Source organism: Kitasatospora sp. NPDC042419 (assembly GCF_056437345.1).
Genome location: NZ_JBWKAW010000020.1, coordinates 34,112 through 60,975, shown reverse-complemented (window position 1 = coordinate 60,975; position 26,864 = coordinate 34,112). Strand labels below are relative to the sequence as shown.

The 26,864-nt window shown below is 75.2% G+C and carries 26 protein-coding genes; 21 read left to right on the top strand and 5 right to left on the bottom strand.

The window, feature by feature from the left end; genetic code table 11:
- The first annotated feature begins 391 nt into the window (after positions 1–391).
- Entirely contained in the window at positions 392–1,879 is a 1,488-nt protein-coding gene (locus AC067J_RS30005) for a S8 family peptidase (protein ID WP_478304434.1), read from the top strand.
- A 180-nt stretch (positions 1,880–2,059) separates the two neighbouring features.
- Here AC067J_RS30005 and AC067J_RS30000 read toward each other — a convergent pair whose 3' ends face one another.
- Positions 2,060–2,953 (bottom strand): HipA family kinase, encoded by an 894-nt coding sequence (locus AC067J_RS30000; RefSeq protein WP_478304432.1) that lies wholly within the window; start codon positions 2,951–2,953, stop codon positions 2,060–2,062.
- 181 nt (positions 2,954–3,134) lie between these two features.
- Between AC067J_RS30000 and AC067J_RS29995 the strand changes: the two genes are divergently transcribed.
- The 9 genes from AC067J_RS29995 to AC067J_RS29955 all read left to right on the top strand — a co-directional run bounded on the left by AC067J_RS29995 (position 3,135) and on the right by AC067J_RS29955 (position 14,260).
- A complete protein-coding gene (locus AC067J_RS29995; RefSeq protein ID WP_478304430.1) occupies positions 3,135–3,575 on the top strand; it encodes an SRPBCC family protein in 441 nt (146 codons plus the stop codon).
- A 216-nt stretch (positions 3,576–3,791) separates the two neighbouring features.
- Positions 3,792–4,946, top strand: a complete 1,155-nt coding sequence (locus AC067J_RS29990; protein ID WP_478304428.1) for a glycosyltransferase — start codon at positions 3,792–3,794, stop codon at positions 4,944–4,946.
- 333 nt (positions 4,947–5,279) lie between these two features.
- On the top strand, positions 5,280–6,803 hold the full coding sequence (locus AC067J_RS29985) for an exopolysaccharide biosynthesis polyprenyl glycosylphosphotransferase (protein ID WP_478304427.1): 1,524 nt from the start codon (positions 5,280–5,282) through the stop codon (positions 6,801–6,803).
- A 6-nt stretch (positions 6,804–6,809) separates the two neighbouring features.
- Positions 6,810–8,138: an O-antigen ligase family protein gene (locus AC067J_RS29980; protein ID WP_478304425.1), complete on the top strand. Its 1,329-nt coding sequence runs from the start codon at positions 6,810–6,812 to the stop codon at positions 8,136–8,138.
- Positions 8,135–9,868 carry a lipid II flippase MurJ gene (locus AC067J_RS29975; RefSeq protein WP_478304423.1) on the top strand — a complete coding sequence of 578 codons (1,734 nt, stop codon included), beginning with the start codon at positions 8,135–8,137 and terminating at the stop codon, positions 9,866–9,868. The genes AC067J_RS29980 and AC067J_RS29975 overlap by 4 nt, the downstream gene beginning before the upstream one ends.
- The gene (locus AC067J_RS29970; protein WP_478304421.1) at positions 9,858–10,985 is read left to right on the top strand and encodes a polysaccharide deacetylase family protein; all 1,128 of its coding nucleotides are present in this window, start codon (positions 9,858–9,860) and stop codon (positions 10,983–10,985) included. The genes AC067J_RS29975 and AC067J_RS29970 overlap by 11 nt, the downstream gene beginning before the upstream one ends.
- On the top strand, positions 10,982–12,097 hold the full coding sequence (locus AC067J_RS29965) for a glycosyltransferase (RefSeq protein ID WP_478304419.1): 1,116 nt from the start codon (positions 10,982–10,984) through the stop codon (positions 12,095–12,097). The genes AC067J_RS29970 and AC067J_RS29965 overlap by 4 nt, the downstream gene beginning before the upstream one ends.
- Before the next feature lie 61 nt (positions 12,098–12,158).
- A complete protein-coding gene (locus AC067J_RS29960) occupies positions 12,159–13,097 on the top strand; it encodes a YveK family protein (protein ID WP_478304417.1) in 939 nt (312 codons plus the stop codon).
- The gene (locus tag AC067J_RS29955) at positions 13,094–14,260 is read left to right on the top strand and encodes a GNAT family N-acetyltransferase (protein WP_478304415.1); all 1,167 of its coding nucleotides are present in this window, start codon (positions 13,094–13,096) and stop codon (positions 14,258–14,260) included. The genes AC067J_RS29960 and AC067J_RS29955 overlap by 4 nt, the downstream gene beginning before the upstream one ends.
- Before the next feature lie 25 nt (positions 14,261–14,285).
- Here the strand turns inward: AC067J_RS29955 and AC067J_RS29950 are convergent, their stop codons facing one another.
- Positions 14,286–15,590, bottom strand: coding sequence for a glycoside hydrolase family 26 protein (locus AC067J_RS29950; protein WP_478304413.1), 1,305 nt, complete (start codon positions 15,588–15,590; stop codon positions 14,286–14,288).
- Between the two features lie 361 nt (positions 15,591–15,951).
- On the opposite strand from AC067J_RS29950, the gene AC067J_RS29945 reads away from it, so the two are divergent.
- The 9 genes from AC067J_RS29945 (at position 15,952) to AC067J_RS29905 (ending at position 23,123) form a co-directional block, all read left to right on the top strand.
- Positions 15,952–16,881: a hypothetical protein gene (locus AC067J_RS29945; RefSeq protein WP_478304411.1), complete on the top strand. Its 930-nt coding sequence runs from the start codon at positions 15,952–15,954 to the stop codon at positions 16,879–16,881.
- Between the two features lie 210 nt (positions 16,882–17,091).
- Positions 17,092–18,690: a ribosomal protection-like ABC-F family protein gene (gene abc-f, locus AC067J_RS29940; RefSeq protein ID WP_478304409.1), complete on the top strand. Its 1,599-nt coding sequence runs from the start codon at positions 17,092–17,094 to the stop codon at positions 18,688–18,690.
- A gap of 486 nt (positions 18,691–19,176) precedes the next feature.
- A complete protein-coding gene (locus AC067J_RS29935; protein WP_030059940.1) occupies positions 19,177–19,410 on the top strand; it encodes a helix-turn-helix domain-containing protein in 234 nt (77 codons plus the stop codon).
- A gap of 222 nt (positions 19,411–19,632) precedes the next feature.
- Positions 19,633–20,439 (top strand): enoyl-CoA hydratase/isomerase family protein, encoded by an 807-nt coding sequence (locus AC067J_RS29930; RefSeq protein ID WP_478304408.1) that lies wholly within the window; start codon positions 19,633–19,635, stop codon positions 20,437–20,439.
- Between the two features lie 157 nt (positions 20,440–20,596).
- The gene (locus AC067J_RS29925; protein ID WP_478304406.1) at positions 20,597–21,118 is read left to right on the top strand and encodes an Asp23/Gls24 family envelope stress response protein; all 522 of its coding nucleotides are present in this window, start codon (positions 20,597–20,599) and stop codon (positions 21,116–21,118) included.
- A 55-nt stretch (positions 21,119–21,173) separates the two neighbouring features.
- A complete protein-coding gene (locus AC067J_RS29920) occupies positions 21,174–21,365 on the top strand; it encodes a hypothetical protein (RefSeq protein ID WP_327681948.1) in 192 nt (63 codons plus the stop codon).
- Positions 21,365–21,742: a hypothetical protein gene (locus tag AC067J_RS29915; protein WP_478304404.1), complete on the top strand. Its 378-nt coding sequence runs from the start codon at positions 21,365–21,367 to the stop codon at positions 21,740–21,742. The genes AC067J_RS29920 and AC067J_RS29915 overlap by 1 nt, the downstream gene beginning before the upstream one ends.
- A complete protein-coding gene (locus AC067J_RS29910) occupies positions 21,739–22,485 on the top strand; it encodes a DUF6286 domain-containing protein (RefSeq protein ID WP_478304402.1) in 747 nt (248 codons plus the stop codon). Before AC067J_RS29915 ends, AC067J_RS29910 begins: the two co-directional genes overlap by 4 nt.
- A complete protein-coding gene (locus AC067J_RS29905) occupies positions 22,482–23,123 on the top strand; it encodes an alkaline shock response membrane anchor protein AmaP (protein WP_478304400.1) in 642 nt (213 codons plus the stop codon). The genes AC067J_RS29910 and AC067J_RS29905 overlap by 4 nt, the downstream gene beginning before the upstream one ends.
- A 76-nt stretch (positions 23,124–23,199) precedes the next feature.
- Here the strand turns inward: AC067J_RS29905 and AC067J_RS29900 are convergent, their stop codons facing one another.
- Entirely contained in the window at positions 23,200–23,973 is a 774-nt protein-coding gene (locus tag AC067J_RS29900; RefSeq protein ID WP_478304398.1) for an SDR family oxidoreductase, read from the bottom strand.
- A 157-nt stretch (positions 23,974–24,130) separates the two neighbouring features.
- On the opposite strand from AC067J_RS29900, the gene AC067J_RS29895 reads away from it, so the two are divergent.
- Both AC067J_RS29895 and trxA read left to right on the top strand, forming a co-directional pair.
- Entirely contained in the window at positions 24,131–24,568 is a 438-nt protein-coding gene (locus AC067J_RS29895) for a MerR family transcriptional regulator (RefSeq protein WP_478304396.1), read from the top strand.
- A 3-nt stretch (positions 24,569–24,571) separates the two neighbouring features.
- Positions 24,572–24,904, top strand: coding sequence for a thioredoxin (gene trxA / locus AC067J_RS29890; protein WP_478304394.1), 333 nt, complete (start codon positions 24,572–24,574; stop codon positions 24,902–24,904).
- 76 nt (positions 24,905–24,980) lie between these two features.
- On the opposite strand, the gene AC067J_RS29885 is transcribed toward trxA, so the two are convergent.
- Positions 24,981–25,778, bottom strand: a complete 798-nt coding sequence (locus AC067J_RS29885) for an SURF1 family cytochrome oxidase biogenesis protein (protein ID WP_478304393.1) — start codon at positions 25,776–25,778, stop codon at positions 24,981–24,983.
- A gap of 31 nt (positions 25,779–25,809) precedes the next feature.
- Entirely contained in the window at positions 25,810–26,808 is a 999-nt protein-coding gene (locus tag AC067J_RS29880; protein WP_478304391.1) for a DEDDh family exonuclease, read from the bottom strand.
- Positions 26,809–26,864: the final 56 nt, after the last annotated feature.

Genomic DNA, 26,864 nt, shown 5'->3' with positions numbered 1-26,864 from the left:
CCGATCGGTCCCGCGCCCGCGTTCCCGCCCGCCCCGCCCCGCTCGCCCACGTCCCCGTCCCGCTCGTCCCCGCCCCCGCGCCGCCCGCCCCGGCTGGCCACATCCCGCCACCCGGCCGGGCGTTCCGGTGTGGCCGCTACCGGCCGCCCCGGACCCCTGTATCCATTCTGCGCGACGCCGATAGGATCGCGCGCCGACGGCCCGTGTGCTCCGCCGTCGTCCGATCGTCCGTCCGGCCCCCGGAAGCGGAGTCCTACCCTCCACGAGTGGCCGACTTGTGACGATTAGATGACTACCTCTTGCGGATTGCAACACTTGTTCACTAGCGTCCCGATCATTCCAATGCACCTGCCGACCGCAGTTGCATGACGACTCGGGAGGGCCAACCCCTATGAGTGTTCCTCGGATCAGCCGGACCCGGTTCGCGGCGGTGGGCGTCGTCCTCGCCACCGCCGGCGCCCTCGCGCTGCCGGCCGGCACCGCCTTCGCCGCCGGGGCGGAGTCGACGACCGGTCCGCTGCTCAGCTACGTCGTCAACACCAAGGCCAACCACGGCCAGGTGCAGAAGGTCGAGAGCGCCGTCAAGGGCCTCGGCGGTACCGTGGTGTACTCCTACGAGCAGATCGGCGTGGTGATCGCCCGCTCGACCGACACCCAGTTCGCCGCCAAGCTGCGCAAGGCCAAGGGCGTCGAGTCGGTCGGTGCGAGCCGCACCAAGGGCATCACGGCCTCCGAGGACCGGACCGCCGAGGTCGCCGCCGCGCCGGCCGCCGCCCCCGCCGCCGGTGAGGAGCCCTACTGGGCCAACCAGTGGGACATGCGTCAGATCGGCGTCGACAAGGCCCACAAGCTGTCGCTCGGCAGCCGCAACGTGACCGTCGGCGTGCTGGACTCGGGCATCGACGGCAGCCACGAGGACCTCGCGGCCAACGTGGACGCCTCCAAGTCGGTCTCCTGCATCGACGGCGGCAAGCCGAACACCGCCTGGGACGCCTGGCAGCCCGGCGTGGACGGTGCCCACGGCACCCACGTGGCCGGCACCATCGCCGCCGCCAAGAACGGCAAGGGCATCGAGGGCGTCGCCCCGAACGTCAAGCTGGCCGCGGTCAAGGTCGTCGACGACGGCGGCTTCATCTACCCGGAGTACGCCATCTGCGGCTTCGTCTGGGCCGGTGAGCACAAGTTCGAGGTCACGAACAACAGCTACTTCGTCGACCCGTGGATGTTCAACTGCCAGGAGGACGCCGACCAGGCGGCGATCACCACCGCCGTCCGCCGCGCCGTCGAGTTCTCGCAGCGCAAGGGCGTCCTCAACGTCGCCGCCGCGGGCAACGAGAACATCGACCTCGCCCACAAGACGAAGGACGTCGCCAGCCCGGACGACACCACGCCGGGTGAGCGCCCGATCAACCAGAACTGCCTCAACCTGCCGACCGAGCTGGACGGCGTCGTCTCGGTGTCCTCGGTGGGCGTCAACGGCGACAAGTCGTACTACTCCAGCTACGGCAAGAACAAGGTCACGGTGGCCGCCCCCGGTGGCGACCGCCGCTACCAGATCCCGGACACCCCGGACAAGAACGGCCGCGTGCTGTCCACCATCCCGGGTGGCGGGTACGGCTACATGCAGGGCACCTCGATGGCTTCCCCGCACGCGGCCGGTGTCCTCGCGCTGCTGGCGGGCACCTTCCCGTGGGCCAGCCCGGAGGAGCTGACCGAGCTGCTCACCAACCAGGCCGAGTCGCACGCCTGCCCGTCCGGCCCGTACAACCCGGGCGGCGCCGGTGAGTTCCCCGCCACCTGTGAGGGCGGCGTGGACGACAACGGCTTCTACGGCGCCGGCATCATCAACGCCGAGAAGGCGGTCCAGTGGTGGCGCTGAGCAGCTGACACGCTGATCGGCATCTGAACCCACGACGGGGGCGGGACACGAGTCCTGCCCCCGTTCCGCGTGCCCGGCCGGCCTCCGCGGGCCCGCGCCGTCCGACCGCCCGGCACCGGGGGCTCGTCACCGACCGCCCGGCACCGGCGGCCCGGCGGCGACGGCCGGGCAGCGGGCCGCTCACTCGAAGTGGTGCTCCCAGACCGTCTCCACCGACGGCTTGCCGTGCAGGTCGGGGACGTCCTGGAGCCAGGCGGGCCGGCCGGCCCTGGTCCGGGCCGCCCGCCGGCGCTCGGCCTCGTGCAGCTGCTCGGGGGTGGAGAACCCCTCCGGCAGCCACTCGGGGGAGAGCACCGCCCGGGCGGCCAGGTGCGTGACGTAGGCGTGGCGCACCGCCGCCACCGAGTCGAAGCCGGGCTCGTCGGCCAGCCACTCGTCCGGGACGAGCGCCAGCACCTCCTCCAGCAGCCCGGTGGTGACCAGCGGCCCGAGGTCCTCGTCGGCGAGCCGGACGTCCGGCCGGTACCCGCCGAGGGCGTGGGCGCTCAGGTCGTACCGCTTGCCGACGGCCGCCCCGGCGGCGGACCAGCGGTGGTGGAAGATCAGCGCGGCGCCGTTGTCGATCAGCCAGAGCCCGCCGTGCCAGACCATCAGGTTGGGGTTGTGCACGGTCCGGTCGACGTTCCCGGTCAGCGCGTCCAGCCAGACGACCCGACCGGCCAGGGCGGGGTCGACGTCGATCATGCCGGGCTTGAAGTCGCGGGCGCCGGGCAGCAGGTCCATGCCGAGGTTGAGTCCGCCGCTGGACCGCAGGATGTCCTGGACCTCGGGGTCCGGCTCCCCGTCGGCCACCGCCGGGTCGAAGTCGACCAGCCGCAGCTCGGGCACCGGCAGGCCGAGCCGCCGGGCCAGCTCGCCGACGATCACCTCGGCCACGACCGCCTTGCGGCCCTGCGCGGCCCCGGTGAACTTGACCACGTAGGTGCCCAGGTCGTCGGTCTCCACGACGCCGGGAACGGACCCGCCGGACCGCAGCGGGTCGACGTAGCGCACTGCTGTCACCTGATCGAGCACGTCTGCCACCCTAATGCCCGCCCCCGGCACGGAGGGCGCCGGGCGGTGCGCCCGGCTTCCTGTGGTTGGCTTGCCGGTGGCCCCGACGATCGCGCGCCACCGGAGACCGTCCACGCCGGACGGCCGCGGGACGCCGGGGCGACTCCACCACACCGGACGACCTGACGAGGAGAGCACGACCATGGGACAGGTGCAGGCCACCACCGAGCGGGTCTACGACGCCGCGCCCGAGCGGGTGTACGAGGCGCTGGCCGACTACCAGGTGACCCGCCCCAAGCTGCTGCCCGAGCAGTACAGCGAGTACGAGGTCCGGGTCGGCGGCACGGGCGCGGGCACCCAGGTGCACTGGAAGCTGCAGGCCACCGAGAAGCGGATCCGCGACTGCCTGTTCACCGTCTCGGCGCCGCAGCCGGACCAGCTGGTGGAGCGGGACGCCAACTCCAGCATGGTGATCACCTGGAGGGTCTCGGCGGTCGGCGAGGGCCGGTCGAAGGTCACCGTCTCGGCCGCCTGGCAGGGCGCGACCGGCATCGGCGGCTTCTTCGAGCGGACCTTCGCCCCCAAGGGCCTGAACCGGATCCACGACCAGGTGCTGGCCAACCTGGCCGCCGAGGTCCGCTGACCCCCGGGGTCCGCTGACCCCGACGTCCGCGGACCCCCGGCGCGACGCCGCGGAGGGGCGCCCCCGGTCCGCCGGAACCGTCCTTCCGCTCGCTCGGGGATTCGACGGATCCGTCCACCCGTGCGAGCCGGAAGCCGTACGGGTGGACGGCCGCCACGTGCGGGTGACGAGGGCCCCGCGGCACGGTGCGGCCACCCTAGGCTCGCCGCCGTGCATATGACGATCCTTCACATTTCGCAGCCCGTCGACGGCGGGGTCGCCCGCGTCGTGGTCGACCTCGTCCGGGGTCAGCGCGAGGCCGGCCACCGGGTGCTGGTCGCCTGCCCGCGCGGCGGCCGGCTGGCCGAGGAGGCCGCCGCCGTCGGCGCGCTGGTCCAGGACTGGCCGGCCCGGCGCTCGCCGGGCCCGGCCACCGCCGCCGAGGCGTGGCGACTGCGCCGGATCGTCCGGGCGGCCGCGCCCGACATCGTCCACCTGCACAGCGCCAAGGCCGGGTTGGCCGGCCGGCTGGCCGTCCGGGGCGCCGTGCCGACCGTCTTCCAGCCGCACGCCTGGTCCTTCGCCGCCGTGGACGGCGCGCTGGCCGCCGCCACCCTGCGCTGGGAGCGCTACGCGACGCGCTGGGCGCACCGGCTGCTCTGCGTCTCCGTCCAGGAGCGGGCCGACGGTGTCACGGCGGGCCTGCACGCCGACTGGGCGGTGGTGCCCAACGGCGTCGACGTCCGCCACTACGCGCCGGCCGAGCGCCGGGCCGCCCGGATCGCGCTCGGCCTGGAGCCGGACGGCCCGCTCGCGGTCTGCGTGGGCCGGCTCTGCCGCCAGAAGGGGCAGGACGTGCTGCTCGACGCGTGGCCCGAGGTGCGGCGCCGGGTGCCGTCGGCCCGGCTGGCGCTGGTCGGCGGGGGCCCGGAGGAGGCCAGGCTGGCCGCCGTCGTCCGGGAGTCGGCCGAGCCGGCCCGGGTCCGGCTGGTCGGGGACGTCGCGGACCCGCGGCCGTGGCTGGCCGCGGCCGACCTGGTGGTGCTGCCCTCGCGCTGGGAGGGCATGGCGCTGGCCCCGCTGGAGGCGATGGCCTCCGGCCGCCCGGTGCTGCTGACCGACGTCCCCGGGGCCCGGGAATGCCTGCCGCCGGTCGAACGGAAATCCGCGGTGGTGCCGCCGGAGGACGTCGCCGCGCTCGTCACTCGAATGGCCGAAGCCTTGTCCGATCCGATCGAGTGCGAGCGACGTGGCGCGCGCCTGCGTGAGCACGCGGCGGCTCGCCATGATGTTCGCTCGGTGGTCGAACAGGTGGACGCGCTCTACCGGGATCTGCTGGGCGCCGGTCCGGCGGCCGGACGTCGCCGCGCCCGTGTCCCGCAGCGGATCTGATCGTTTCACATGCCGTGAATGCCCGCCGTTCCGGCGCTGTCGTATTCGCACCCTCAACCGGTTGTGGGCGAGGCATGAAATCAGAAATACCTATTAATGGGCGGCTGGAATGAAATGGCAAGTCGACTTCCGGCATTCAAGGCGGCGTTCGGTATTGTCTGATTTTGCCTGCTCCATTTCGATTTCACGCCGGGGATTCGCGAGAAAACCGAAAGCCGCCAGCGGCAGCAGGTGCAGTCAGGACCGCGCCCACCGGGCCGGGACGGCCGCCCCGGGCCAACCGGTGCCGGACCGCCGTCACCCCGGGCACACAGCAGGGGAGTTCGTGCGCTGATGACCATTGACCACGACAGCGTGCCACGGCCCGGCCGGCCCCTGTCCGGCTCGCGCCGGCCCGCCACCGGGCTGCTCGACCGCCCGGCAGGGTCCGCCCAGACCCGCAGCGCCCCGACGGCCCGGCGCCACCGCCGCCCGGTCCGCTCCCGGATCGCCCTGCCCGTCGCCCTGGTCGTCGTCGACGCCTTCGCCCTGTGCACCGCCACCGGGATCGCCAACCGCGCCCTCGACCCGGCCGTCCGGGTCGCCCCGCTGCTCGGCGTGGCAGCCCTGCTGCCGCTGCTGATCCTCGTCAACCTGGCCGGCGGGCTCTACCGCACCCGGCTCACCCTGTCCGTCCTCGACGAACTGCCCGCACTCACCGTCCGGGCCGGCGTCGCCACCGCCTTCGCCGTCACCCTGGCCGGCTGCCTCGAAGGGCGCTGGCCGGACTCCGGCCCCGCCACCCCGGCCCGGCTGACCGTCCTGCTCGGCACCCAGCTGGTGATCGCCGTCCTCGCCCGCGCGGCGCTCTACCACCTGGTCCGCCGGATCCGCCGCAGCCGCCCCAGCCCCGTCCTGGTGCTCGGCGCCGGCCGGCTCGGCCGCCGGGTCGCCGCCGCCCTCAGCGAGCGCGGCGAGTACGGGATGCGCCCGGTCGGCTTCCTCGACCCCGACCCGCCGCTGCTCGCCGGCGACACCGACCTGCCCGTGTTCGGCGGCCGCGAGGCACTGGAGCGCGAGGTCCGCCGCCACCGCATCCACCACGTGGTCGCCACCGCCGGCGCCGCCGACGAGGCCGAGACCGCCGCCGCCCTGCGCGACGCCGCCCGGCTCGGCTGCCAGGTCTGGCTGGTCCCCGCGCTGCGCGAGTACGGATCCCTCGGCGCCGGCCGGCTGGTCGGCGCCGACCACCTCTGGGGGTTCCCCTGTCTGCGCGTCGGCCGCGCGGCGATGCGCAGACCCGGCTGGGTCGCCAAGCGCACCCTGGACGTCACCGCCGCCGGCCTCGGCCTGCTGCTGCTCGCCCCCGTCCTCGCCCTCTGCGCGCTCGCCGTCCGCTTCGACACCGGCCCCGGCGTGCTCTTCCGCCAGCAGCGCACCGGGCTCGACGGCCGGGTCTTCACCGTCCTCAAGTTCCGCACCCTGCGGCCCAGCAACGAGCACGAGTCCGCCACCCGCTGGAACATCTCCCAGGACCACCGGATGGGCGCCGTCGGCCGGCTGCTGCGCCGCAGCTCCCTGGACGAGCTCCCGCAGCTGTGGAACGTCCTGCGCGGCGACATGAGCCTGGTCGGCCCGCGCCCCGAGCGCCCCTACTTCGTCATGCGGTTCAGCCAGGCCTACCCCGAGTACGCGGACCGCCACCGCGTCCCGGTCGGCCTCACCGGCCTCGCCCAGGTCAACGGCCTGCGCGGGGACACCTCGATCGAGGACCGGGCCCGCTTCGACAACCGCTACATCGAGAGCTGGAGCCTCTGGCAGGACGTCAAGATCCTGTGCCGCACCGCGGTGCTGATGCTCCACCCGGACGGGAGCTGACCCAGCGTGGCCCTGACCCTTGCCGCAGCCCCCCGCCCCGCGCACCTCTTACGGCGCGCGGGGGCGCTCCTCAGGGACCGCCCCGCCCTGCTCGCCGCCGCCACCGTCCTGCTGGTCTGCGTCCCCACCGGGGAGAAGGACGTCGCGGCCGCCGTCCACGTCACCGCCGCCGACCTCGCCTCGCTCGCCCTGGTCGCCCTCACCGCCGTCAACCTGCTGCGCGGCCGCACCCCCGCGATCGCCCGCGCCGACGCCGTCCGGTTCGGCGCGGTGGTGGCCGCCGCCGCCGTCGCCACCATCGGCTCGATCGACCCGGCCACCAGCCTCACCGGCTTCGTCCGGCTCACCCAGGTCTTCGTGCTCGTCCCCGCCGCCGTGCTCTGCGCCCTGCGCGACCGCACCGACCAGCGGCTCGTGCTCGGCTCCTTCGTGGCCGCCGCGCTGATCCAGGGCGTCGTCGGCGTCCACCAGTTCCTCACCGGCACGGGCGCCTCCTACACCGGCCGGCCGATCCGCGCCGTCGGCACCTTCGGCGCCCTGGACGTCATGGCGATGTCCACCGTGGTCGGCTTCGGCCTGCTCGCCGCCCTCGCCCTCGCGCTGGGCGAACGCGGCCCGGCCGGCGACCCCCGGCTCCGGCGGGCGCTGTTCGCGGCCGCCGCCTTCCTCGTCTTCCCGCTCGCCGTCTCCTTCAGCCGCGGCAGCTGGATCGCCACCGCCGCGGGCGCCACCGTCCTGCTGCTGCGCGCCGACGCCCGGCTCGCCGTGCGCAGCGCCGTCCTCGGCCTGGCCGCCGCCGTCCTGCTGGTCGGCGGCCTCGGCCTCGGCGGCTCCGGTGTGACCGCCCGGCTCAGCTCGATCGGCTCCGTCTCCGAGGCCCCCGACCAGTCCGTCTCCGACCGCTACGACCTGTGGGCCACCGCCGGCCGGATCTGGCAGGACCACCCCGTCTCCGGCGCCGGCCCCAAGGCCTTCCAGCAACTGCGCGACAGCCACGCCCCGTTGCGGCTCTCCTCCGGCAGCGACGCCGCCGACGCCACCATCGGCTTCCAGCGCGAACCGCTGCTCTCCCCGCACAACATGTACTTCCTGGTGCTCAGCGAACAGGGGCTGACCGGCATCGTCGCCTACGGCGTGCTCTTCCTCGGCCTGCTCCTCGGCTGCCTCCGGTACGCCCGCGGCGCGGGCCTGGCGGCGCTGGCCCTGCTCACCTGGGTCCTGGTCGACTTCCTCTACGCCGACATCGGCGGCACCACCACCGTGCTGACCTCCGTGGTCCTCGGCCTCGCCGCCGCAGCCGCCCGCCCCAGGGGCCCGGAGGCGGCCACCCGATGAGCACCGACCAGCCCACCGCGCTCACCCCGGCCCTGCCGGCCCCGCGGTCCGCGCCCGCCGACCCCGCCGCCGGCGACCCGGCCGCCCCGCCCCGGCGCGGCTTCCTCGCCAAGGCCTTCGGCGTCACCGCCGTCCTCAGCGCCGCCGGCTCCGCCCTCGGCCTGCTCCGCGACCTCCTGCTGGCCCGCTACTTCGGCGCCAACCAGGGCACCGACGCCTTCCTGGTCGCCTGGACCGTCCCCGAGACCGCGGCGCCGCTGCTGATCGAGGACGCCATGTCCTTCCTCATGGTGCCCGCCTTCGCCCTCGCCCTGGTGCTCCGCGAGGAGCGCCCCGACGGCCCCGACCCGGTCCGCCAACTGGTCCGCGCCACCCTGCCCTGGCTGCTGCTCGCGCTCTCCACGCTCTCCCTCGGCGCCGCGCTCGGCGCCCCCTGGCTGGTCGACCTGCTGGCCCCCGGCCTGGCCAACCCCGGACTCGCCGTCACCTGCACCCGGATCACCGCGATCACCGTGCTGCCGTTCGGGGTGGCCGGCTACCTCGCCGCCGCCCTGCGCGCCCACCACCGGTTCACCGCCCCGGCCGGCATCTACGTCGCCTACAACCTCGGCATCCTCGGCGTCCTGCTCAGCTGCCACGCGATCTGGGGCGTCCGCTCCGCCGCGGTCGGCGTCGCCGCCGGAAGCCTGCTGATGGCCGGCCTGCTGGTGGTCCCCTTCCTGCGCGGGCTGCGCGCCGGCGCGGGGAACGGCCGCCCCGGCCGCGGCCGCCGCTCCCGCAACGCCCTGGTGCTGATCCCGCTCGCCCTGCTGCCGGTGGCCGCCTTCACCCTGACCCGGCAGTCCCAGGTCTTCATCGAGCGGTTCCTCGGCTCCGAACTGCCGCCCGGCACCATCTCGCACCTCAACTACGCCGCCAAGGTCTCCCAGCTGGCCATGACCGCCGGCATCCTGATCTGCACCGTCACCTTCCCGCTGGTCGCCCGGGCGCTCGCCGCCGGGGACCTCACCGCCGCCCGCGACCGGGTCGAGAAGGACCTCGGCCAGGCGGCCGCCGTCGTCCTGCTCGGCACCGCCTTCCTGCTCGCCTGCGCGCCGTCGGTGGTGGCCCTGCTCTTCGAACGCGGCGCCTTCGGCCCCCGGGACACCGCCGCCACCGCCGCCATCATCCGGGTCTACAGCTTCGGTCTGCCCGCCCAGGCACTGATCGGCGTGATGATCCGCCCCTACTTCTCGCTCCGCCCGGTGGTCCGCCGGGCGGGCGACCCGCGCCCCGACGACGGCGGCCGCCGACTGCTCGACTGGTACCCGGCCGCCGCCATGGCGCTCGGCCTGGTCGTCACCGTCGTCGGGGGCCTGCTCGCCACCCCCCGGTTCGGCGCCCCCGGCCTGGCCGCCGCGAACGCGGTCGGCATCACCGCCACCGCCGCGCTGCTGCTGCACGGCCTCGTCCTGCGCGGCATCCCGCTGCGCCTGCGCCTGGTCCTCGGCGGCCACGCCCGGCTGCTGGCCGCCGCCGCCGGCGCCGTGGCGCTCGGCACCCCCGTCGCCGGCCTCACCGCCGACCCCCTGCTCTCGACCGTGCTCGGGGGTCTCACCGTGGCGCTGGCCTTCGCCGCCCTGGGCACCGGCCTCGGCGCCCGTGAGGTGCGCGGACCGGTCCGCGCCGCAGCCCGGGCCCTGGGCCCGTCTCCTGTCGCCGATGAAGGGAAGCCTCCCCATGGACGCTGAACGGGGATTCGTCCGGCCGGTCCTGTCGGGCGTCCGCCGCCCCGCCGCGCCGGCGGCCGCCGGCCCGCACGCCGACGCCCCGCGCCCCGACGCACCGCGCACCGGCACCCGCCGACCACCGGCGCAGCTGCCCCGCAGCCGCCGCCCGCTCGCCGAGGCGCCCGCACCGGAGACCTCCTCGCCGTGGATCCTGATGTACCACTCGGTGGCCGTCGAGGACGAGGACCCCTACCAGCTGACCGTCAGCCCCGAACGGTTCGCCGAGCAGATCGCCTGGCTGCACCGGCGCGGCCGGCGCGGCGTCTCGGTCCGCGAGCTGATGCGGGCCAGGGCCGCGGGCCGGGACGACAAACTGGTCGGCCTCACCTTCGACGACGGCTACGCCGACTTCGGCCGCTACGCGGTACCGATCCTGCAGGCCTACGGCTTCACCGCCACCGCCTACGTGGTCGCCGACCTGCTCGGCCGCGCCAACGACTGGGACACCGAGGGCCCGCGGAAGAAGCTGCTCACCGTCCAGGAGGTCACCGACCTCGCCGCGGCCGGCTGGGAGATCGGCTCGCACGGCCTCGGCCACCGGGCCCTGCCGGGCCTTCCGCCGGACGTGCTCGCCACCCAGACCCGGGAGAGCCGCCGCGCCCTGGAGGAGGTGGTCGGCGGCCCCGTCACCGGCTTCTGCTACCCGTACGGCGCCGTCGACCTGGCCGCCACCCACGCCGTCCGGGACGCCGGCTACGACTACGCCTGCGCCATCGCCCACTCCCCGCTCACCGGCCGGTACGCCCTGCCGCGCTGCTACGTCGGCGACCGCGACGGCGCCTGGCGGCTGCGCGCCAAACGCGGCCGGCACCGCCTCCGCGACACCGTCACCGAACTGCGCCGTGCCCGCCTCGCCGCCCGCGCCCGGCCGGAACCGGCGGGCCGCCCCGAGCCGAAGGGCCGCGCCGCCGAGGGCGACCAGCGCCCCGGGGGCGACGCCGGCACCCCCGCCCGGAGGCCCGCGGAGGGCGGCGGCACGCGGGGACGCCTCCCCGCCGCCGGGCCGGCGGACGGCACGGGCCGCGGCTCCGAGCGCCCCGGCGGCGAGCGGGCGGGCCACGGCAGGGCCGCCCGGTGAAGGTGCTGCACATCGTCACCGGCCTCGCCTCCGGCGGCGCCGAGCGACAGCTCCAACTGCTGCTCCGGCACCTGCCCGCGCACCAGCGCTGCGAGGTGCTCGCGCTGACCAACCCCGGCACGGTGGCCGAGGCCCTGCGCGCCGAGGGCGTCACCGTCCACCACCTCGGCATGCGGGGCAACCGGGACCTCGGCGCGCTGCCCCGGCTGGCCCGCCTGATCCGGGCGGGCCGGTACGACGTGGTGCACACCCACCTCTACCGGGCCGGGCTGTACGGCCGGCTGGCCGCCCGGCTGGCCGGGGTCCGGGCCGTGGTCGCCACCGAGCACTCGCTGCACGCCGGGGTGATCGAGGGCCGCCCGGTCACCCGCGGCGTCAAGGGCCTCTACCTGGCAGCCGAGCGCCTCGGCACCACCACCGTCGCGGTCTCCCGGCAGGTCGCCCAGACCCTGCACGCCTGGGGCGTCCCGCCGGCCCGGGTGGAGCTGATCCCCAACGGCATCGACACCGCCCGCTACGGCCGCCCGGACGCCGACCGGGCCGCCACCCGCGCCCGGCTTCGCGCCGAACTGGGCCTGCCGCAGGGGAGTTGGGCGGTCGGCGGAGTCGGCCGGCTGGTCCCCGGCAAGCGCTTCCCGGTGCTGGTCGAGGCGCTCGCCGAACTGGACGCCGCCGCCCGGCTGGTACTGGTCGGCGAGGGCCCCGAACGCGCCGCCCTGGAGCGCCGGGCCGTCGAACTCGGCGTCCGCGACCGCCTGGTGCTCACCGGCGAGCGCGACGACGTCCCCGACCTGCTCACCGCCCTGGACGTGCTGGCCGCCCCCTCCACCGAGGAGACCTTCGGACTCGGCGTGCTGGAGGGGCTGGCGGCCGGCCTCCCGGTCCGCCACAGCGCCTGTCCGGCCCTGGACGAACTCCCGCCCAGCGCCGCCCCGCAGGCCCGCCGGATCCCCTCCGACGCCGCCGCGTACGTCACCGCGCTGCGCGAGCTGCGCCACCTCAACGACCACAGCACCGACCCGCTGCCCCGGCCTCCCGCGGTCGGCCACTACGACATCGTCCGGGTGGCCGCCGACCTCGGTGCCCTCTACGACCGCCTGGCACCCGCTTGAGCCGGCAGCCCCCCAGTCGTCGGGCCGCCGGCCGGGCGGCCCTCATACCCAAGGAGTCTCGATGACCGAACCGCGCCGAAGCGCCCGCCGCCTGGTCCGCCGCTGGTGGCCGGTGGCCCTCGCGGTGCCGCTGGGTGCTGCCGCCGGCGCCGGGTACGCCGCCGTCGCCCACCCCTCCTACGCCGCCGACTCCTACGTGATCGTGGTGTCGGAGAACCCGGGGGAGGCCGCCACGGCAGTCAACTTCGCCCAGGCGTACGGCCGGCTGGCCGGCCGGCCGCAGGTGCTCGCGGCGGCCGCCGCCGAGACCGGGCACGGCCGGTCCGAGCTGGAGGCCCTGGTGCACGGCACCACCTCGCCGGACGCCCCCATGATCGAGATCACCGGCACCGGGGCGGACCCGCAGGAGGCCGTCCGGACGGCCGACGCGGTGGCCCGCTCGCTGGTCGCCTTCGCCAACGGCAGCAGCAAGGAGACCGGCGTCCGGCTGGTCCCGCTCGCGGTCGCCGCCGAGCCCGAGCGTCCGACCACCCCCTCGGCCGAGCTGGACGTGGCGGTCGGGGGCGCGGCCGGCGTCCTGATCGGCGCGCTGGTGATGATGACCCGCCGCCGGCCCGAGGCCGCCGGGACCTCCGCCGAGGGCCCCGAGGCCGTCGCCGGGGCGGCCCCCGCCCCGACCACCCCGCGCCCGCGCGCCGCGGAGTCCCGATCGGAACCCCGACCGGAGTCCCAGCCGGAGGCCGAACCGCAGTCCGAACCGGAGTCCGAGCCGGAGCGCGGGGCCGCCACCGGGCCGGAGCCCCGGCCCGAGGGCGGGGACGCGAACGGGGCCGGCGACAAGGGCGACCGCAAGGACGGGGCCGGGACCGGCGGCAGGCCGGACGGCAAGGCCGCGGCCGAGGGCGGGAAGGGCACCGCCCCGGCGCCCGGGCCCGCCGCCGGGGCGACCTCCGGCACGACGGAGAACAGGACCAAGACCGCTGCCGGGAGTGGACGATGAGCACCGAGGCCGCCGCCCCGACCACCGGGTTCCCCGCCCAGGCCTGCGCCCCGCGCTGGACCACCGAGCTCCGCCGCGAGGACGACGCGCTGGACACCCTCGCCGAGGAGTGGGACGACCTGGTCGCCCGCTGCCGGACCGCCACCTTCTTCCAGGCCGCCGTCTGGCAGCGCTCCTGGTGGCGCAACTACGGCCGCCCCGGCGCCCTGCTGGTGGTCCTGGTGCGCCGGGACGGCCGACTGGTCGGCGCGGGCGCGTTCCAGCGGCGCGGCGGCCCGCTGGGCGGCCTGACCGGCCTCGGCGCCGGGCTGATCGACTTCACCGACATCCTGCTCGACGACTCCTGCGCCGACCGGGCCGCCGCCGAGTTCGCCGCCGCGCTGCCGCTCACCCGCCCCTGGCACAGTCTGGACCTGCGCGAGGTCCACCCGGAGGCGGCCGTCCAGCGGGTCTTCGCGCACTGGCGCGGCCGGCGCCGGCGCTTCACCGACTCGCTCTGCCAGTACCTGCCGGCCGTCCCGATGGAGCAGATCCTCAAGCGGGTCCCCGGCAAGACCGCCCAGCGCAGCCGCGTCAAGCTCCGCAAGATCGCCGAATCGGGCGTGGAGGTCCGCTCGACACCCCCGGAGGAGGTGCCCGAGGCCCTGGACGGGCTGCTGCGGCTGCACTTCCTGCAGTGGTCCGAGCGCGGCGTCACCCCGGAGCACCGCACCGAGCGGTTCGCCCGCCACCTGGACGAGTCGACCACCGGACTGGTGGCCACCGGCCGGGCCGCCGTCCACCAGTACTGGCTGGACGGCGAGCTGGTCGCCGTCAACCTGCTGCTGCTCTGCCCGTCCTTCGGCGGCCTCTACCTGTACGGCGCGCACCCGAAGCTGCGCGAGCGGCTGGACATCGCGGGTCTGCTGTTCGGCGCGGCCCTGGACGAGACGGTCGGCGCGGGCATCCCGGTGCTCGGCCTGCTCCGCGGCCAGGAGCCGTACAAGCAGCGCTGGCGGCCGGACCGGCTGCCCAACCAGCGGCTGCTGTTCGGTCCGCGGGGCCCGGCCCCCGCCGCGGCCGTCCGGGGCGGCGCGGTCCGCTCCCGGAAGGCCGCGGTGCACGTGCTCAGCACCCGGCTGCCGAAGCTGAAGGAGGCCCTGCTGGCCCGCCGCCGGAGCTGAACCGGACACCCCCTCGGCGCTGTGCTCAGCGCCGTGCGGGCGTGGCGGTCGGCGACGGGCTGGGGGAGGGGCCCGCCGTGGCCGCCACCGTGGCCGCCGCGGTGTTCGCGGGAGCCGTCGCCGCGCCGGTCGCGGTGCCGGTGGCGGCCACGGTCGCTCCGGGCGTCGGGGTGGCGGGCGAGGCGGCGGGGGATCCGGCGGGAGAGGCCGAGGGACCGGCCGGCGCCGGCGGTGCGGACGGCATCGCCGGCGCCGCCGGTGCCGGGGGCGCCGCGGGTACGGCCGGGGCCGGCGCCCCCTGGGAGCCGGCCATCAACTGCCGGAACCGGGCGCTGGACCGCGGGTTCCGGTCGCACTGCCAGAACCCGTGCGGACAGTAGTCGGTGACGGTCTGGTAGACGGTGTCGTGGGTGCGGATCCACTCCACCATCCGCTGCACGAACTCCGGGTTGTCGCCGTTGCGGAACAGCCCCCACTCCGGGTACGAGACCGGCTTGCCGCGCTTGGCCGCGAACTCCACCTGGTCCTGCAGCCCGTACGGCTCGTGCACGTAGTCGTCGAAGGAGGCGCCGGCCGGCTGGTCGTAGCTGTCCATGCCGATGATGTCCACCACGTCGTCGCCCGGGTAGCACTTGGTCCACGGGATCGCGTCCAACCCGCGGTTGGGCGTGAAGTCGAAGCGGAACCGCTGCCCGGGCACCGACCGCATCACCGTGACGATCCGCCGCCAGTAGGTCTTCCACGCGGCCGGGTCGGGCTTGCAGCGGTGGGTGTAGGTGACGCCGTTCATCTCCCAGCCGAGGGTGAGCACGGTGTCCGCGCCGCCGAGCGCCACCAGCCGGCGGGCCAGCTTGAGGAAGTGCCGGTCGAAGTCCCCGCGCGCGCCCTGGGCGAGCAGTTTCGCCACCTCGCCGTCCGGCACGTTCGCCTCGTTGGGGACCAGCATCGGCACGCCGAGGATGAGCATCCGGGACGGGTCGGCCAGCCGCCACTGCGACCACGTGCCGAGCACCCCCGGCTCGCCCTCGATGTCCGCCCAGCCGTTGCCCGCCAGGTAGGTGTGGCCGACCTGCAGGTTGGCGTTGTTCAGCCACTGCGCGTAGCGGCCGATCTGCGGGATGTACCGGTCCCAGGAGCCGACGAAGGCCCCGAACGCGGGCTCGTGCTTCGGACGCTGGACGACCGGTCGCGGGGCGGCGCCGCGGGGCGAGATGGCGTCGGAGGAGAGCGTGTGCCGTTCGGTCTGGCTCAGCGGCGTGCCGGCGGGGACGCTGGCGGTGGTGAGCAGCAGCAGGGCGGCGGCGGCCAGCGCCAGGCGGCCGAATCGCATGGTCTCTCCTCGGGCGGGGCCTCGGGCAGGGCGGGGCGGGAGGGCGACGCAGCGTGGTGCCCCGATGGCCGACAGTAGGCCCGCGAGGCGGAGGAAAAGCCGAATGTCACCCTAAAGTGGGCGGTATTCGAACGCCGTCCGGCGGTGTGCCGTGTATCACCTCTGTAACAGTCCCCGTGCCCCGGGGAGCCCTACGGCCGCGGCCCGCCCGGGCGGTGGTTGGGGCGCCACCGGCCCCGACGGCGCAGGTCGGTGGACGGCGCCGGCCGGACCGCGCGAAACCGGTCGACGGGGTTCCGCCGTCCGGCCGTACGGGAAAGTCCGGCTGACTCGCGCGGGCGGTGAAAGGTACGCTCCGCCCGTGTCCTGGAAGTCGCGCGCCCTCAGCCCCCGATCGATCCTGCCTGCCCTGGCGGTGCTGCTGGTCCTTGTGGCGGGTGCGGCCGCGCACGCCAACAAGCCGGTCCCGTTCGGCGACCGGGTGGCCGCACCGGGCGCCTCGGACGCGAGCCCGGACGCCGTGCGGACGCTGGACGCGGCCGACCTCGAACTGAAGGTGGGGCCGGGCCTGGAGGCGTACCACAAGGCCACCGGGGAGCACGCCTGGTCGTACCAGCGGGAGGGCGCCACCGCGCTCTACCTGTCGATGGCCGGCGAGAACGCCGTGGTGGTCTGGGACGACGGGCTGGTCACCTCGGTGCGGCCCGGGGACCACGAGGTGCGCTGGCACCGCGCGGTGCCCGGCCTGGCCGACTGGCTGCGCGGGGACGGCGAGCCCGGCGCCGACAAGCGCACCGAGGCGCAGCGCAAGCAGCTCGCGACCGAGCGGGCGGCCGCCTCGCTGCGCACGGTCCAGCAGTCCGCGCCCTGGGTGGCGGTGGTCACGCCCAACCTGACGATGGGCTTCCGGGACGCCGACGGCGACCTGCGCTACAACTCCAAGCCGGCCGGCAACTGCGTCTACGACCCGACCCGCACGGTGGCCACCGAGTTCGCGGTGCTGGTTCCGCGCAGCTGCTCCAACAGCACCGGCCAGCCGGTCTCCGGCGGGATCTCCGGCTACCGGCTGGACAGCACCGGCTGGCAGCTCAACGCCGGCCCGGGCGTCTCGATGAAGGCGCTGGACGGCCGCCGGGTGCTGATCTCGGACGGCCCGATCGTCGCCCCCAAGGTCTTCGACACCCGCGCGGCCGCGCCCGAGGCGGCCTGCGGCAGTGCGGCCGAGCCGTTCGCCGCCGTCCGCCCGGAGGGCAGCTGCGCGGCGCCGGCGGACGGGCGGCAGCCGCGGTAGCCGGCCCTCCGGGTACCCCCGGCCGGTAGTCCTCCGGGCCCGCTCGCGCGGCCCGGTAGACTTGCCGCCATGGCTGTTCTCTCCGGGCACTAGCGGGCGAGCGGCGCCGCCGCGTGCGGTCCGCCGACCCTCCGCCGACGCCCCTTCCCCGCCGTCCCGGCCCGTGCCCAGTCCGTGCGCCCGCCCACGCCCCAGGAGTAGTCCCCAGCCATGATTTCCGCCAACGCCCTTGAGCTGCGTGCCGGTGCCCGGATCCTGATCGAGTCCGCGAGCTTCAAGGTCGCCCCCGGCGACCGGATCGGTCTGGTCGGGCGCAACGGCGCCGGCAAGACGACGCTCACCAAGGTGCTGGCCGGTGAGGGCATCCCGGCCTCCGGCACGGTGACCCGCTCCGGCGAGGTCGGCTACCTGCCGCAGGACCCGCGCACCGGCGACCTCGACGTCCTCGCCAAGGACCGCATCCTCTCCGCCCGCGGCCTCGACACCGTGCTGAAGAAGATGCGCGAGAACGAGGACCGGATGGCGAACGGCAAGGGCGCCACCCAGGAGAACGCGATGAAGAAGTACGCGCGCCTGGAGACGGAGTTCCTGACCAAGGGCGGGTACGCGGCCGAGGCGGAGGCCGCCACCATCGCCGCCGCGCTGGGCCTGCCGGACCGCATCCTCAACCAGCCGCTGCACACCCTGTCCGGTGGTCAGCGCCGCCGCGTCGAGCTGGCCCGGATCCTCTTCTCCGACTCCGACGTGCTGCTGCTCGACGAGCCCACCAACCACCTCGACGCCGACTCGATCGCCTGGCTGCGGGACTTCCTGAAGACCTACAAGGGCGGCTTCATCGTCATCTCGCACGATGTCGAGCTGGTCGAGACGGTCGTCAACAAGGTCTTCTACCTGGACGCCAACCGCTCCGCCATCGACGTCTACAACATGGGCTGGAAGCAGTACCAGCAGCAGCGCGAGGACGACGAGAAGCGCCGCAAGCGCGAGCGGGCCAACGCCGAGAAGAAGGCCGCCACGCTGAACGCGCAGGCGGACAAGATGCGGGCGAAGGCGACCAAGACGGTGGCCGCGCAGAACATGGCCCGCCGCGCCGAGAAGCTGCTCTCCGGCCTGGACCAGGTCCGCCAGAGCGACAAGGTCGCCAAGCTGCGGTTCCCCGACCCGGCGCCCTGCGGCAAGACGCCGCTGACCGCGAGCGACCTCTCCAAGTCCTACGGTTCGCTGGAGATCTTCGCCGGCGTCGACCTGGCCATCGACCGCGGCTCGCGCGTCGTCGTGCTCGGCCTCAACGGTGCGGGCAAGACCACGCTGCTGCGGATGCTGGCCGGGGTGGAGCGGCCGGACACCGGCGAGGTGATCCCGGGCCACGGCCTGAAGATCGGCTACTACGCCCAGGAGCACGAGACCCTGGACCCGGAGCGCACGGTGCTGGAGAACATGCGCTCCTCCGCGCCCGACACCGACCTGGTCCAGATCCGCAAGATCCTCGGTTCCTTCCTGTTCTCCGGCGACGACGTCGACAAGCCGGCCGGGGTGCTCTCCGGTGGCGAGAAGACCCGGCTGGCGCTGGCCTCGCTGGTGGTCTCCAGCGCCAACGTGCTGCTGCTCGACGAGCCCACCAACAACCTGGACCCGGCCAGCCGCGAGGAGATCCTCGGCGCGCTGCGCGAGTTCAGCGGCGCGGTCGTGCTGGTCACCCACGACGAGGGCGCGGTCGACGCGCTCCAGCCGGAGCGGATCATCCTGCTGCCGGACGGCGTGGAGGACCTCTGGAGCCCGGCCTACCACGACCTGGTCTCGCTGGCCTGATCCCTCGGCCCTGATCCGTCGGCCCTGATCCGTCGGCCTGAGCTGCAGGCCCGATCCGTCGGCCCGATTCCACCGCTCCGATCCTGTCGGCCTGATTCCGCCGGCCCCCCGATGCCCGGTCGCCCGTACGGACGGCCGGGCATCGGATTGTCCGTCCGGCCGGAACTAGACGTTCCATCCACTTTTTGGACCAGGAAAACTAGTCCCTTCGGCGTGTCCGGGAATGAAGAGGTCCTGTATTCCGTTTGAGGAGCTTCCGTCAGACCGCCACTCGATCGTGGCCGGGCCGAGGCTGCTGATCAGCCCTTTCTCGCCGGACGGCGGTATTCGACCGGGGGCGTGCACTCTGCGTGAGCGCCCTTGTGCGCTCGGATCACCACCGAAGGACCGCGCATTCCCGACATGGACCTTGTCGAATGGGTGGCCAGGACGCGGTGGATGGGTGATCATGGGAATCTGACCGAGCAACGCTACGAGGAGGCACGGGTGGCCGAGACTCTGAAAAAGGGCAGCCGGGTGACCGGTGCCGCGCGTGAGAAGCTCGCGGCCGATCTCAAGAAGAAGTACGACTCCGGGGCGAGCATTCGCGCTCTCGCGGAGGAGACCGGTCGCTCGTACGGCTTCGTGCACCGGATGCTGAGCGAGTCCGGAGTGATTCTCCGGGGCCGCGGTGGTGCCACGCGGGGCAAGAACAAAGCTACTGCCGGGGCAGGTTCCTGACGCTCCGTCAGTCAATGGACGGATGACTCGGCGGCAGGGCGCCGGCCGGGGAGGCGACTGAGGATCGTCCTCCCGCGGTCAGAGCGGACCGGCCGCCGATCGTCATGCCCGCGACCGGCGCGCGGCCCGGCCGCGCGCTCCTTTCGCGCGGGCCCCTGCCGCTGCTCCGCCAGTTTTGTTACTCTCCGGTAGCCAAGCACCCTCGCCACCGGAGGTCCCTTCATGACCGCTCCCGCCGCCGATCCGCAGACCCCGAGCCGGGAGCAGGACGGCGTCCGCCTGGAGATCGACGGCGCCCTCGCCGTCGTCACCCTCTGTCAGCCCAAGCGGCGCAACGCCCAGTCGCCCGCCCTGTGGCGCGCCCTGGCCGCCGCCGGCCGCGACCTGCCCGGCACCGTCCGGGTGGTGCTGCTCCGCGCCGAGGGCGTCTCCTTCTCGGCCGGCCTCGACCGCGCGATGTTCACCCCCGAGGGCATCCCCGGCGAACCCAGCTTCCTCCAACTGGCCGCCGCCGAGCCCAAGGAGCTCGACGAGACCATCGCCGGCTACCAGGAGGCCTTCACCTGGTGGCGCCGCCCCGACCTGGTCACCATCGCCGCCGTCCAGGGCCACGCCGTCGGCGCCGGGTTCCAGCTCGCCCTCGGCTGCGACCTGCGGGTGGTCGCCGACGACGTCCAGTTCTCCATGAAGGAGACCTCGCTCGGCCTCGTCCCCGACCTCGCCGGCACCAAGCCGCTCACCGACCTCGTCGGCTACGCCCGGGCGCTGGAGATCTGCGCGACCGGCCGCTGGGTCGGAGCCGAGGAGGCCACCGCGATCGGCCTGGCCAACCTGGCCGTCCCCGCCGACGAGCTGGACGCCGCCGCCCGCGACCTCGCCGCCGCCCTGCTCGGCGCACCGCGCAGCGCCGTGATCGAGACCAAGGCCCTGCTCCAGGGGGCCGGCGGCCGCTCCTACGACGAGCAGCGCTCGGCCGAACGGGCGGCCCAGGCCCGGCGCCTGCGCGACCTGGCCGGCATCGGCGACTGACCGTCGCCCGCGGTACGACGAGGGCCCGGCGCCCGGGGTGGACCCCGGCGCCGGGCCCTCGTCGTCCCGGACGGCTCCGGGGGCGGGAATCGTGGCGAAATGCCAGAGTTGGAGCGATTTGCGATATAGCTGGAGCCGTACGACGGGAGATGAGCCCATGCCTGACACTCCGACGCCCGCCACCCTGCACAAGAACCTCTCCGCCGGTGCCCATCCCGGTGCCCACCCGGGCGCCTCCTCGGCTGCCGCCGGAACCGAGCGGGTCGGCGAACGCGGCCGTACCGCGCTCGCCGTCGGCGTGGTCGAGAAGATCGCCGGGATGGCGGCCCGCGAGGTCTCCGGCATCCACTCCCTCGGCTCTGGCCTCTCCCGGACCTTCGCCGCGATGCGCGACCGGGTCCCCGGCGGGCGCGCCAACGTCGGACGCGGCATCAAGGCCGAGGTGGGGGAGAAGCAGACCGCCATCGACATCGCGCTGGTCGTCGAGTACGGCGTCGTCATCCCCGAACTCGCCCGCCAAGTGCGGGAGAACATCATCGACGCGGTCGAGCGGATGACCGGACTCGAAGTCGTCGAGGTCAACATCGCCGTCAACGACGTCCACCTGCCCGACGAGCCGGACGTCGAGGAGGAGGAAGAGGAGCTCCCCTCCTCCGGCCAGCGGCCCAAGCTGAAGTAGTCCCTGTGCGGCGGCACGCCCGGAGCGGCGGGCGGCGGAAGACGAGGTGGAACGGATGAGCCTGGCCATCGTCGGCCTGGTGGTGGGAATGGCCCTCGGCTTCGCCGGCTACTTCGGCGGGTTCGCGGCGTTCCTGCTGGTGGCGGCCCTCGGAGTGGTCGGATTCGTGGTCGGGCGCCTGCTGGAGGGCGACATCGAACTCGGGGACCTCGGCGACCTGCTGCGCGGCCGCGACCGGCGCCGCTGATGGCGGCCCTCGTCCCGGCGCCCGCCGCCCGTGAACCCGGCGCGCGCGGCCGGCTGCGCATCGCCGACCGCGTCTACGCGCGGATCGCCGCCCGGGCCGCCCGCGAGGCGCTCGCCGAGGCCCGGCAGGGCCGGGACGGGCCGGGCGAGCCGCCACGGGTCTCGGTCACCTCGTCGGCCGCACCGCTCGCGTCCGCCGCGTCCCCCGCCGCCGTCACCGTCCGGGTCGCCGTCGACCTGCCGTTCCCCGCCGACCTCGCCGCCCTCGCCCGCGCCGTCCGCGACCGGATCACCGCGCAGGTCGGCGCGCTGACCGGGACCAGGGTCACCGGGGTGGTGGTCGTCGTCGAGCGGCTGGTCACCGAGGGAGCGGGATGACGCAGGGGGAGCCGGCGACGCCGCCCGCGGAGCCCGCCGGGACCGCCGGGACCGCCGAGGACAGCGAGACAGGGGAGCCCGGGGAGCTCGGGGAGAACGGGACGAAGGCGGAGCCCGGGGAGCGGCCCTCGGGGGCCGGGCCGGCCGCGGCCAAGGTGCCCCGGCTGCGGGCGTCGCGGACCACGGCCGCCGTCGTGGTGGCGACGGTGGTGCTGATCGCCGCCGTGGCGCTGCTCTACGACGTGGTCGCCGTCCGCACCGGGCACGCCGCCCGCCGCTGGCGGGCCGAGATCGCCGACGAACTGGCCACCCGGCACCTCGACGACACCTGGGTCCTGGTCGGCGCCGGTGCGGCCGTGCTGCTCGGCGGCGGGCTCCTCTGGCTCGCCCTCGCCCCCGGACTGAGCCGCTGGCTCCCGCTCCGCCCGCACGGTGGCACCCACGCCGTCATCGACCGGTCCGGCGTGACCGCGCTGCTGACCGACCGCGCCGCCCACCTGCCGGGCATCGAGCGCCTGACCGTCCGGACCGGCCGCCGCCGGGTCCGGATCACCCTCGCCGGCCCGGCCGACCCGGCCTCGGTGCAGCGGCAGTTGCGGGACGAGCTGGAGCTCGTCACCCTCGCCCGGCCGCTGCAGCTGGACGTGCGGACCAGGCGCGGGCGCCGGCGCGGGTCCGGCGGGCGAGCGGAGGGCGCGGAGGGCGCGGAGGGCTCGGCCGTGGAGGGTGGTGGGCACGCGTGAGCCGGAGCACCGTCAACCGGGTGCTGGTGGGCGCGGCCGGGGCGGTCCTGCTGGCCGTCGGGCTGCTGGTGCTGGCCGGGGGACTCGACCTGTACCGGCGGCTGGGCGCCGACCCGCCGGGCTGGTGGCCGCTCACCTCGCCGGACCGGCCGGTGGTCGGCGCGGAGTCGCGGACCCGCTGGGTGGACGAGGCCTGGTGGTGGCCGACGGTGATCGCCGGGCTGGCCGTGGTGGTCGTGGGGACCGCCTGGTGGCTGGCCGCCCAGCTGCGGCGGAGCGGGCCCGCGACCGTTGTGGTGCCGACCCCGGGCGCGCCGGGGCTGCGGCTTCGGCTGCGGACCAGGGCGCTGGAGGACGCGCTGGAGACCGGAACGGTCGCGCTCCCCGAGGTCGAGCGGGTGGGCGTCCGGCTGCTGCGCGGGCCCCGGCACCCCCGGCTGCGGGCGGCCGTCCGGATGACGCCCGGCGGTGACCCGGCCGCGCTCGCCGAGCACTTCGAGACCGGCCCGCGCACCGACGCGCGGGTCAGCCTCGGCCTGCCGGACCTGCCCGCGGACCTGCGGATCCGGGTGGTGGCGGCCGAGCCGGAGGTCACCAAGCGGCGCCGCGGACGGCGCCGGACCCCGCGCGTGATCTGACCGGCCGGCGGATCCGCCGGCCGCGCGCCGGGCGGATGCCTCCACGCGCGGCCGGCGCGACGGACCCGAGGTCCGCCTAGAGACCGGGCAGCGCGCCGCCGTCGACCGGGATCATCACACCGGTCAGGTAGGAGGCCGCGGGGGAGAGCAGGAACGCGGCGACCCTGCCGAACTCCTCCGGGGTGCCGTAGCGGCCGAGCGGGATGGCGGCGCTGTGGTGGGCGCGGGCGGCGTCCGCGTCACCGCCGAGCGAGTCCAGCTCGCGCACCCGGTCGGTGTCGATCCGGGCCGGGAGCAGGCCGACCACCCGGATGCCGCGCGGGCCGAGCTCGGTGGCGAGCGACTTGGCGGCCATCGCCAGACCGGGGCGCAGCCCGTTGGAGATGCCGAGGCCCGGGATGGGCTGGCGGACCGAGCCGGAGAGCACGAAACCGATCACCCCGCCCTCGCCCAGCGTCCCGGCGGCGGTGCGGGCGAGCCGCAGGGCGCCGAGGAAGACCGACTCGAAGGCGTCGCGCCAGGCCTCCTCGGGGACGGTGCCCACCGGGCCCGCCGGCGGCCCGCCGACGCTGATCAGCACGCCGTCCAGCCGGCCGAACCGCTCGACGGCCCCGCCGACCAGCCGCTCGGCGGTCTCCGGGGCGGAGTTGTCGGCCACCAGGCCGTGCACCGCGTCCGCACCGCCGGCGAGGGCGGCGAGCGCGTCGACGGCCGCGTCGACCGACTCTCGGCTGCGGCCGCTGACCAGCACCCGCGCGCCGTCGGCGACCAGTTCACGGGCGGTCGCGAAGCCCAGGCCCCGGGTGGCGCCGGTGACCACGTACACCTTGTCCTGCAGTCCAAGATCCATGGGGCCATCCTGCCGGGTGAGGACGGGCGGGAGGTAGTGCGGACGCGGTCCCGGGCCCCGGCCGGCCGGCGGCCGCCCTGGCGTTGACGCGGACGTCAAGGTCTACCGTCGTTCCCGGCGGCCCTCGAACAGCGGTCGGAAGGGCGAGGATTCGGTCATGCGGATCGGTGAGCTGGCGAAGCGGGCGGGGACGACCACCCGGGCACTGCGGTACTACGAGCAGCTCGGGCTGCTCCCGGCCCGGCGGGCCGGCAACGGCTACCGCGCGTACGGCGAGGAGGACCTGCGGCTGCTCCGGCAGATCCGCACCCTGCAGGACTTCGGTTTCGGCCTGGAGGAGACCAGGCCGTTCGTCGAGTGCCTGCAGGCAGGTCACCCGCACGGGGACTCCTGCCCGGCCTCGCTGGAGGTCTACCGGAAGAAGCTGGCCGAGCTGGACGAGTGCATCACCCGGCTCCAGGAGGTCCGCACCCAGGTGGCCGGGCAGTTCGCCCGGGCCGAGCGGGAGCGGGACGAGCTGGCGGCCGGGGCCGTCGGAGAGCCGCCGCAGTGCGAGTGGGCCGCGAAGTCGGCAGTCGAGTGGGAGGAGAGCTAGACGATGGTGCAGATCGCGGGCGTGGCGGAGGTCACGGACGAAACCTTCGCCGCCGAGGTGTTGGCGGCCGACGGGCCGGTGCTGGTGGACTTCACGGCGGACTGGTGCCCGCCGTGCCGGCAGATGGTGCCGGTGCTGGCGGAGATCGCCAGGGAGGAGGCGGACCGGCTCACCGTGGTGAGCCTGGACGTCGACCGCAACCCGGAGACCCAGGCGGCGTACGGGGTGCTCTCGATGCCGACGCTGATGGTGTTCCGGGGCGGTGAGCCGGTGAAGTCCGTGGTCGGGGCGCGGGCCAAGGCCCGGCTGCTGCGCGACCTCGCGGACGTCCTGTAGGCCGTCCCGCGGACCCGGACCCGGACCCGGACCCGGACCCGGCGGCGGGGCCTGGTGCCGGCGGCGGGGCCGGGGCTCAGGCCGGGACGGCGACCGCGGCCACCTCGGCCTCGGCGGCCTCCTTGCGCCGGTCCCTCGCCTCGCGCCGGACCATCACCCAGAACCCGACCGGGATCATCGCGGTGAACAGCCACCACTGGATCGCGTACGCCATGTGCGGGCCGATGTCGGAGTGGTTGGGCTCGGGCAGCAGCTCGGGCTGGTCGGCCGGGGCCGGGGCGGTGGCGGTGAGCTCCAGGTAGCCGCCGAGCAGGGCGGCGCCGGTCTCCTTGGCCTGCTGCGCGGTGCTGATCAGGGTGTACTGCCGGTCCGGCAGGCCGGCCCGGTCCTTGATGCTGCCGGTGGCGACCTCGTCGGCGCGCAGCCGGCCGGTCAGGGCGACCTCGCCGGACGGTGCGGCCGGGATCTCCGGGTACGCGGCGGCGGAGGCGCCGGACGGCACCCAGCCGCGGTTGACCAGGACGGTGCCCTTGCCGTCGGCGAGCACCAGCGGGGTGACCACGAAGTAGCCGACCTTGTCCCCGCTGGAGTCGGTCCGCTTGCGGACCACGAACTCGTGCGCCGGGTCGTACTGCCCGGTGGCCGTCACGGCGCGCCAGGTGAGCCCCTTGGGGACCGCGAAGCCGGGTTCCGCCGACAGGGTGTCGTACGGAACCGGCCGGTCGGTGAGGGCCTGGGCGATCAGCTCGTTGCGGTCCACCCGTGCCTCGTGGCGGTGCAGCTGCCAGAACCCCAGCCGGATGGTGGTGGGGATCAGCAGCACGGCGATCAGCAGGGTGATCAGCCAGCGCCGGGAGAGCAGAAAACGGTACACATGGGCACGGTACGCCCACCTCACAACCGGCTCACGCACCGGGGTGCGGGGCGACCTCGCGCAGCAGCTGGAGGAAGGCGTCCTCGCCGACCACGGGGGTGCCGACCTCGCGGGCCTTGCGGGCCTTGCCGCTCCAGCTGCCCGGCTCGTTGGTGACGAGCAGGCTGGTGAGCCGGCTCACCGAGGTGGCGATGTGCAGGCCGGCCTCGACGGCGCGGTCCTCCAGCAGCTCGCGGTCGGTGGCGGTGTCGCCGGTGAACGCCACCCGCATGCCCTGGACCAGCGGCTTGCCGTCCTCCCAGCGCCCGGGGTTCGGGTACGGGCAGGCGGCGCGCTTGCGGGCCTGGCGGTAGGAGGAGCCGGTCCAGTTGCCGCGGGCGGGGGAGGCGGGCTGGTCCTCGCCGAGGTCGGTGACGGCCACGCAGGCCTGCAGCGGCAGCGGGACGCCCCCCTGACGGGCCAGGTGCAGGCTGGGGCGGAACGCCTCGGCGAGCACCCGGGCGTCGTCCAGCGCGTTGTGCGCGTGCTGCTGGTGGACGCCGAAGTACTGGGCGAGCGAGGACAGCTTGCCGTTGGGCAGCGGCAGCCGCAGGTCACGGGCCAGCACCATGGTGCAGATCCGCTGGTCGACCGGTGCGCGCAGGCCGGCCCGGGAGAACTCGCGGGAGATCATGTTCCAGTCGAAGAGCGCGTTGTGGGCGACCATGACCCGGCCGCGCAGCCGTTCGGCGAACTCCTCGGCGATCTCCGGGAAGGTGGGCGCGCCGGTCAGCAGCTCGGTGGTGAGGCCGTGGATCCAGACCGGCCCGGGGTCGCGCTCGGGGTTGACCAGCGTGTACCAGTGGTCGGTGACGGTGCCGTCCTCGTCCAGCTGGTAGACGCCCGCCGAGATGACGCGGTCCGTGCGGCCGAGGCCGGTGGTCTCGACGTCCACGACCGCGAAGCCCTCGGCGGGGGCGGCGGAGCGCTGGGCCGGGACGGGAGCCGTCCGCGGTACCGCGCCGGGCGTCTCGGGCTGGATCGCGTACATGGTCCAACAGAATAAGGCCCGCGGACGGGGGCGGACCGCGAAACGGGTGGGGCCGG